General features: G+C 49.9%; 7 protein-coding genes. 4 read left to right on the top strand and 3 right to left on the bottom strand.

The window, feature by feature from the left end; genetic code table 11:
• From ACLU24_RS14040 to ACLU24_RS14055, 4 genes are all read left to right on the top strand, one after another.
• Positions 1–290 (top strand): competence protein CoiA family protein (locus ACLU24_RS14040; RefSeq protein ID WP_412613289.1); only part of this gene is annotated, 290 nt, incomplete at its 5' end.
• Positions 291–472: 182 nt separating this feature from the next.
• A complete protein-coding gene (hsdR, locus tag ACLU24_RS14045; protein ID WP_138308487.1) occupies positions 473–2,794 on the top strand; it encodes an EcoAI/FtnUII family type I restriction enzme subunit R in 2,322 nt (773 codons plus the stop codon).
• Between the two features lie 13 nt (positions 2,795–2,807).
• Positions 2,808–4,295, top strand: a complete 1,488-nt coding sequence (locus tag ACLU24_RS14050; RefSeq protein WP_195324799.1) for a class I SAM-dependent DNA methyltransferase — start codon at positions 2,808–2,810, stop codon at positions 4,293–4,295.
• Positions 4,292–5,875 carry a restriction endonuclease subunit S gene (locus tag ACLU24_RS14055; RefSeq protein ID WP_412613290.1) on the top strand — a complete coding sequence of 528 codons (1,584 nt, stop codon included), beginning with the start codon at positions 4,292–4,294 and terminating at the stop codon, positions 5,873–5,875. The genes ACLU24_RS14050 and ACLU24_RS14055 overlap by 4 nt, the downstream gene beginning before the upstream one ends.
• A gap of 48 nt (positions 5,876–5,923) precedes the next feature.
• Here the strand turns inward: ACLU24_RS14055 and ACLU24_RS14060 are convergent, their stop codons facing one another.
• The 3 genes from ACLU24_RS14060 to ACLU24_RS14070 all read right to left on the bottom strand — a co-directional run.
• The gene (locus tag ACLU24_RS14060; protein ID WP_412613291.1) at positions 5,924–6,727 is read right to left on the bottom strand and encodes a tyrosine-type recombinase/integrase; all 804 of its coding nucleotides are present in this window, start codon (positions 6,725–6,727) and stop codon (positions 5,924–5,926) included.
• Between the two features lie 43 nt (positions 6,728–6,770).
• On the bottom strand, positions 6,771–7,316 hold the full coding sequence (locus ACLU24_RS14065; RefSeq protein WP_207738032.1) for a restriction endonuclease subunit S: 546 nt from the start codon (positions 7,314–7,316) through the stop codon (positions 6,771–6,773).
• 13 nt (positions 7,317–7,329) lie between these two features.
• On the bottom strand, positions 7,330–8,726 hold a 1,397-nt coding region (locus tag ACLU24_RS14070), incomplete at its 5' end, for a restriction endonuclease subunit S (protein WP_412613293.1).

The raw sequence follows: 8,726 nt of genomic DNA on the forward strand, positions 1-8,726 counted from the left end.
ACCAGGTGATTCCTCGCCAGGGCGAAGTCAATTCGTGGCACTTCGCTCATGTGACTTCGTGTGTGGATGACTGGAAATACGATATGTCCGAATGGCATCGCAACTGGCAGAATCGATTCCCCGAATCCACCAGAGAGGTGGTCATTGAGTATAAAGGAGAGTCTCATCGAGCTGATATCCTGACTGGAGGCTATGTGATTGAGTTTCAGCATAGTCCCATTACTTCAACGGAGTTTGAACGGCGCAACCTTTTTTATACTAAAGCCGGATATAAAGTTACCTACGCATAAGGACAACATTTCAAATTACCGTTCAAGTAGCATTGAAAAAGCCACTGACTCTGAATTATTCAGGGTCAGTGGCTTTTCGTTGAAAACGAGGCTGCATTCTGGTACAATCTATGTGTATAAAAGGAACTTCTCATAATTGCACCTTATCGGAAGTTGAAAGGAGGGGCACTGTGAGCGAACTTATGACGAAACACGAGATGACTGAGGAAGATATCAAGTTACAGTATATTACTCCAGCGATTGAGAGCGCAGGCTGGGATAAACTTAAGCAAATTAAAATGGAGTACAACTTCACGGACGGTCGTGTCATCGTCCGCGGAAATGTCACAGCCAGGGGAAAGAGAAAGCGCACAGACTATCTGCTTTACTACAAGCCCAATATTCCTTTGGCTATCGTCGAGGCAAAGGATAACAGACACAGTGTCGGAGCCGGAATGCAACAGGCCATCGAATATGCCGAGGTGCTGGACATCCCGTTTGTGTACAGCTCAAATGGCGACGGTTTCTTGGAACACGATATGAAATCCGGCAAAGAGCGTGAATTGATGTTGGAGCAGTTTCCCTCGCCGCATGATCTCTGGCAGCGGCACATCGGCGACGAGCATTTCACGCCGGAGCAGGAACAACTTATTACCGAGCCGTACTATTTCCAGCTGGGTGATAAGACCCCTCGCTACTATCAGCGCATCGCCATCAACCGCACCGTTGATGCAGTAGCCCGTGGGCAGGATCGTATCCTCCTCGTTATGGCGACCGGTACCGGCAAGACCTATACTGCGTTTCAGATCATCCACCGCCTTTGGAAATCCGGTCGCAAGAAAAAGATCCTGTTCCTTGCTGACCGTAATATCCTCGTTGACCAGACCATGCAACAGGACTTCAAGCCTTTTGCAAAGGTCATGACGAAAATCGAGGGCAAAAAGCTGGACAGCTCCTATGAGTTGTATCTGTCCCTTTATCAGCAGTTGGCCGGTGATGAGAATGAAGAGCCGTTCCGTGCATTCCAGCCGGATTTCTTCGACCTTATTGTCATCGATGAGTGTCACCGTGGCAGTGCCAAGGAGGATTCCCGCTGGCGCAGAATACTCGAATACTTCCACAGCGCCACCCAGATCGGCATGACGGCTACGCCGAAGGAAACGAAAGAGGTATCCAATATCTCTTACTTCGGCGAACCCATCTATACATACAGTCTGAAGCAAGGTATCGACGACGGTTTCCTTGCGCCGTACAAAGTTCTCCGTGTCGGTCTGGACAAAGATCTGGAAGGCTGGCGTCCCACAGCGGGACAGCGGGATATCTACGGCTATGAGATTGATGACCGTGAGTACAATACCAAGGACTACGACAAGAACCTCATCATTGATGAGCGTACCAATGCCGTTGCAAAACGTATTACTCGCTTTTTGAAGGAGAACGACCGCTTTGCCAAGACCATCGTATTCTGTGTGGATATAGACCATGCAGAGCGTATGCGGCAGGCGCTCGTGAATGAGAACAGCGACCTTGTGGCGGAGAACGCCAAGTATGTCATGCGCATTACCGGCGACAACGCCGAGGGCAAGGCGCAGCTCGACTACTTCATCGCAGAGGATAGCAAATATCCCGTGATCGTTACGACTTCCAAACTGATGACAACTGGCGTGGACTGCAAAACATGCCGGCTCATCGTTTTGGACAACAACATAAACTCCATGACCGAGTTCAAACAGATCATCGGTCGTGGTACACGACTCAAGCCCGATTATGGCAAAGAGTATTTCACCATTATGGATTTCCGCAACGCCTGCCGACTTTTCGCAGACCCGGAATTCGATGGAGACCCGATCTCTATCATTGATGACGACGATGATCCCGGCGAAGAGCCGACCATCGATCCGCCGAAGCCGCCCGCCCCGACTCCCGGTCCCTGCGGGGACACCGACGATCCGCCTGAAAAGAAGCATAAATACCGGGTGCGTGGTGTCGAGGTCACGATTTTGAACGAGCGAGTCCAATACTACGACAAGGACGGTAAGCTCATCACGGAAAGCGTGACGGATTACTCCAAGAAGAACATTCTCGGTGAGTATGCCACCCTGGATTCGTTCCTCCGTGCCTGGAACTCCGAGGAGAAGAAACAGGCAATTATTGATGAACTCCAGGAGCGTGGCGTTCTGCTAGAGGCGCTGCGCGAGGCATCAGGCAATAAGGACATCGACGATTTTGACCTAATCTGCCACATTGCCTACGACAAGGCACCGCTGACGAAGGCAGAGCGGGCAAACAATGTCCGCAAGCGTGGATACCTCTACAAGTATTCCGGCTTGGCACAGGAAGTTCTGAGTGCGCTGTTGGACAAATACATGAACGAGGGCATTCAGGACATCGAGAACCTCGAAATCCTGTCCAATGACCCGTTCCGCAAATTCGGCACCCCCATGAAGATTGCAAAGCTGTTCGGCGGCAAAAACGGATACATTCAAGCCATCCGTGATTTGCAGAAGGAAATCTACGCTGCGTAAGGAGATATAAGCTATGAGTTTAAATAACCTGGTAAAACGACTGCAGGACATCATGCGCAATGACGCAGGCATCAACGGCGATGCCCAGCGTATCGAGCAGATGGTTTGGATTCTCTTTCTGAAGGTGTATGACGCCAAGGAAGAGATATGGGAGTTTTACGACGAGAATTACACCTCCATCATCCCTGAGGAGCTGCGCTGGCGCAATTGGGCCGTAGACCACAAGGATGGCAAGGCTCTCACCGGCGATGCGCTTCTGGACTTCGTGAACGGAAAGCTGTTCCCGACCCTCAAGGCCATCGCAATCGATGAGAATACACCCATGAGCCAGATCATCGTCCGCACCGCCTTCGAGGACAACAATAACTACATGAAGGACGGCATCCTGCTCCGCCAGGTTATCAATGCCATTGACGAAATCGACTTTGAAGAGTACGAGGACCGTCACGCCTTCGGCGAGATCTACGAAACGATTCTCCGCAGTTTGCAGAGCGCCGGTAACTCCGGTGAATTCTATACGCCCCGTGCGGTCACGGACTTCATGGTGCAGATGATCAAGCCGAAGCTCGGCGAGTCCATTGCGGACTTCGCCTGCGGTACAGGCGGCTTCCTTACCTCTGCGCTGAAGGTGCTGGACGCCCAGGTGCAGACTGTCGAGGACAGAACGGTTTACAGCAACTCCATCTACGGTATCGAAAAGAAGGCGCTGCCATTCCTTCTGTGCGCCACAAATATGCTGCTCCACGACATCGACAATCCTCGCATCATCCACGGCAACAGTTTGGAAAAGAATGTGCGTGAGTACAAGGAGAGCGACCGCTTCGATGTCATTCTGATGAATCCTCCTTATGGCGGCAACGAAAAAGAGGGCGTGAAACAGAATTTCCCGGCTGACCTTCGTAGCAGCGAAACCGCAGACCTCTTTATGTCTGTCATCATGTATCGGCTGAAGCAGAACGGCCGGTGCGCCATTATTCTGCCGGACGGCTTCCTGTTCGGCACGGATAACGCAAAAATGGCGATCAAGGAAAAACTGCTGTCCGAGTTCAATCTCCATACGGTCATCCGTATGCCGCACAGCGTGTTTGCGCCGTACACCTCTATCACAACAAACATCCTTTTCTTCGACCGGACGCATCCCACGACGGAGACCTGGTTCTATCGTCTGGATATGCCGGAGGGATACAAGAACTTCTCCAAAACGAAGCCCATGAAGCTGGAGCACTTCGCCCCGACTGTTGAGTGGTGGGACAACCGTGAGGAAATCACTATCGACGGCTTCGACAAGGCGAAGAAGTACACCGTCGAGGAACTGAAAGCACGGAGCTATAACATTGACCTTTGCGGCTATCCTCACGAAGAGGAGGAGATCCTGCCGCCAAAAGAACTGATTCAGCAGTACCAGGAAAAGCGGGCCAGCTTGAACGCTGACATCGACCGCATCCTTGCCCAGATCACCGACATCCTTGGCATCGACATTACGGAGGAGGGCGACGAATGACTGCGCAGCAACTGAAAAACTCCATTCTCCAGATGGCTGTTCAGGGCAAGCTCGTGCCGCAGGACCCGAATGACGAGCCCGCCAGCGTTCTGCTGGAACGCATCCGTACGGAGAAGGAGCAGCTCATCAAAGAAAAGAAAATCAAGCGTGAAAAGAACCCCTCCGTCATTTTCAAAGGTGCCGATAATACTCCTTATGAGAAAATCGGCGATGAAGTGCGGTCGCTGGCGGATGAGGTACCGTTTGACATCCCCGATTCGTGGGAGTGGGTGCGTATTCGCTCCTTGGGAGAGATTGTGCGCGGTAGCGGCATAAAGCGGAACGAAACAGTTCAACAGGGTCTCCCGTGCGTCCGCTACGGTGAGCTCTATACAACCTATCAGACATCGTTCACTTCAGCTGTTTCATTTATTGCCCCTGATCTCTACGAGAAATGTAAGCATTTTTCGTATGGCGATGTGCTCATGACTCTTACCGGCGAGAATAAGCCGGATATAGCTAAAGCTGTAGCGTATTTAGGAACAGAGCCAATTGCCGCAAGCGGCGACCTTGCTTTTTGGACTCAGCATGGCATGAACCCGCTTTTTCTTTCATGCATTATGGCTTCGCCGTATATAATCGCCCGCAAAGTAGCTTTAGCAACCGGCGACATAATCGTTCACATCTCAGGAGACAAGCTGGGAACGATACTGCTTCCCGTCCCGCCGCTTGCCGAGCAAGAAAGAATTGTAGCTTGTATCCAAGAAGCTGAACTGGTCATTGAGAATTACGCAATTAAGGCAACAGCTCTCCAAAAACTACAGGATTCTTTCCCAGAAGCCCTAAAAAAGTCCATCCTGCAAGAGGCAGTCCAGGGCAAGCTGGTACCGCAAGACCCATCCGACGAGCCTGCAGAGGCTCTGCTGGAGCGTATCCGGGCGGAGAAGCAGCGGCTCATCAAGGAAGGCAAAATCAAAAAGGACAAGCACGAATCTGTCATTTTCAGACGGGATAATTCTCATTATGAGAAGTTGGACGGTGTGGAGCGCTGTATCGACGATGAACTGCCGTTTGAGATACCGGAAAACTGGTGCTGGTGTCGCCTTGGAACAATCGCTGCAGTGTTGGGCGGCAAGAGAATTCCTGCAGGCAGAAAACTAACCGAATGCAACACGGGTCATGTCTATATCAGAGTGTCAGATATGACGGATGGCGGTGTGTCAACCGACCGGCTATTGTATGTCCCAGAAGATATTTACCCCTCGATTTCAAAGTATATAATCAATAAGGCTGATGTTTTTATCACTGTTGCAGGAACGATTGGACGAGTCGGAAAAATCCCAGACGAACTCGACGGTGCAAATCTGACCGAAAATGCAGATAGGCTTGTTCTCGCTGTCGTGAATCAGGATTGGCTCATTAAAGTGCTTCAGTCCGGGATGATTCAAGAGCAAATTGCAGAGGCAACAACGCAGGTCGGGCAACCCAAGCTGGCAATAGTCAGAATTGAACGCTTTCTTATTCCGTTACCGCCACTCCACGAACAGGAACGCATTGTCAGCGCCATCAATACGACGCTAAGCATAGTGCAGAAATTGTAAAACAACCAGGCATACGCCACCAAAGCTGTGCGTATGCCTGGTTTCCATTTACCAGTCTATGACCTCATCAACGATGGCTCGTTGTTCGGTCGAAGTTTTGCGGAGATAAATGCGGGTGGTTTCGATACTTTCGTGTCCCATAAGATCGGCGAGGAAAGCAATGTCGTTGCAGCGTTCCAAGAAGCTCTTTGCAAAGCGGTGACGGAAGGAGTGTGGGTATACAACCACCGGGTCAATGCCATACCGGACAGCCAGCTTTTTTAACTGCCCGGAGATGCCTCTGGTGGTGATTCTGTCCCCGTATTTATTCAAAAAAATGAAGCCGCTTTCTTGGTGCTTATCGTTCAGCCAAGAAAGGGCTTCATTTTGCAGAGCCTTGGGTATGTATATTCGTCGGAGTTTACCGCCCTTCGAATATAAGTCCAAATGCCCCAGTTTGATGTGTTCCACCTTGATCTGTATGAGCTCACTGACTCGTGCGCCGGTAGCGGCCAGGAAGCGTATTACAAAGTACCAGAAGAGCTCGTCATCCCGCTTGAGGCAGTTTTTGAAATACTCATAATCTGCTTCGCTAATGACATTTTCCAGAAAGGCTTTCTGCTGCACTCGTACAAACGGCATTTTCCAGCTCTCTTTGCCAATGCTCTCCAAGTAGCAGTTGATTGCCCTCAGACGCAGATTGACGGTCTTAGGCTTGTAGTTCTCAATCAACCACACCTTATACGCCCGCAGGTTCTTTTTCGTGATACCATCGTACTGCGAGCTGTATTGCCTAATGGCAAAAAGGTACGAGGATATCGTGTTTTCCGAGAGGTTTGTGCCTCTCAAGTGTCTTTCGAATTCTTCTATCATAGTGAAAGACCTCCTTTCACTATGATATTATACCGTGTTCCTTTTACAGCCCTTTGACCAGCGGGAGTAATTCCTCGATCCGTTGAACGATGCGGTGCTGTTCGGCAAGCGGAGGTAGCGGCATTAAAGTCGTCACAATTTTCTCTTTCGAGATATTCGGTTGTGCTCCTCCTTCGCCACGCTTGATAAACGCTGTCCGCTGTGACATCAAAAAGTAAAACAGGAATAGCGTTTCAACCCCATACACAGGCTTGCACGCACAACACGCCTGATTTGTGGTTGCTGAGTAAGTTAAAATTCCAAGTTTGCCTATGGTAGCACCGTACATTGCCATAAGCACTGATCCCGATTCATTTAACCGTACTGAGGTTTTTTCAAGAGCCAATTGGCTGATTCCCTCTGGAATGTCAGTTATATAGGAGTCTGTTAAATCACCGGTTTTTAACCACGGAATACTACCATCGTAATACTCCGGGTGTGTTCGGCTGGGAGTTGCACCAGACCCCCAATCGCCAATATTACCAAGCCGCGCCCACGCCCAAGATTCCGGGATCTCAAAGGGCAGTTCATCGTCGATACAGCGCTCCACACCGTCCAACTTCTCATAATGAGAATAACGGGTTGCTGGACAAGGGTGTCAGTAGGTTCATCGCCGTTTTAATTGCATCTATAATTCGTCTCTGTTCGGACAGTGGCGGTACAGGAATGAGCATAGCCGCAAACTCATCAAATTTGAGGCTCTCTACCGTTGTGACTGATTTCACCAGCTCTTTGAGGATGAACGGCTCAAAGGCTTTAATCCCATAGAACAACCATTCTGATAGCTCAATATCATATAGCGAGAAGGCTTTTATATCCTGGTTTATAGTGCTGTCGATACCCAGCTTGCAGAGAGGTAGTAATCTTTTCAGAATGCCGCTTCGGGCAACCAGAAGGAGCGTACCGGCTGGATACAATTGCATAGTAGCTGCTGCCAACTCGGAAATATGCATCTCAGAGTCTGTAATCACTGGACGCTTCATGTCCTTTGAAGTTACCCACGGCACATTACCATTCCAGAACTGCGGGTTTGACATCGAGGGCGTTTTACCACTACTGAAAACGCCAAACGACGAAAGGCGTGCCCAAGCCCAGTTCTCTGGTATCTCAAACGGGATCTCATCATCAATGCAGACCTCTTCGGAACCTCGCTTTTCATAATGAGAATTATCCCGTCTGAAAATGACAGATTCGTGCTTGTCCTTTTTGATTTTGCCTTCCTTGATGAGCCGCTGCTTCTCCGCCCGGATACGCTCCAGCAGAGCCTCTGCAGGCTCGTCAGACGAGTCTTGGGGTACCAGCTTCCCCTGGACCGCCTCTTGCAGGATGGACTTCTTGAGCCGCTCTGGAAAGGTGGTGTTTAGGGTGTCCAGAGTTGATTCAACATCGGCGTAAGCGTCGGTATACGGCTGTAGTTTATCGATGGTTTCTACAATTCTATGTTGCTCTGCCAGAGGAGGAAGTGGAAACAAAAGTGAGTGAATGGCATTTGAGGACAAGCCTTGAATTCCTATTCCTTTTCCGCCTATCCAGCCAATGTGTTTGTATAGGTCAAACAGATAATAAAAGAAACGAGTACAAAGCGGCACATACGCTCTAAGTCTGTGAATGTGGTTCTGGATGCACATCGGATAATCATAAGACCAGATTGAAGCTCGACCTATGTCGCCCCCCTCACATACTAAGAGGTCCCCCTTGATAACAGTACACTTTTCGATCTCGCTCTCAGAAAAATACATTTCCTTCAAATTATCGAGTTCAAAGCGATCCCAGTACAGATTGGATGTTGTGATGTATTGTTTCAGCTGACCTGTACAATTTGCGGCATTTAGGGCTTTACCGGTGTTGTGCTGAAACAGTTCTCCCAATCGCACCCATTCCCATGAATCGGGGATGTCGAACGGCACCTCATCCGCCAGCGACCGCACTTCATCGCCGATTTTCTCATAAGGAGTATTAT

This window comes from Pseudoruminococcus sp. (assembly GCF_047012705.1).
Lineage (GTDB): Bacteria > Bacillota > Clostridia > Oscillospirales > Acutalibacteraceae > Pseudoruminococcus.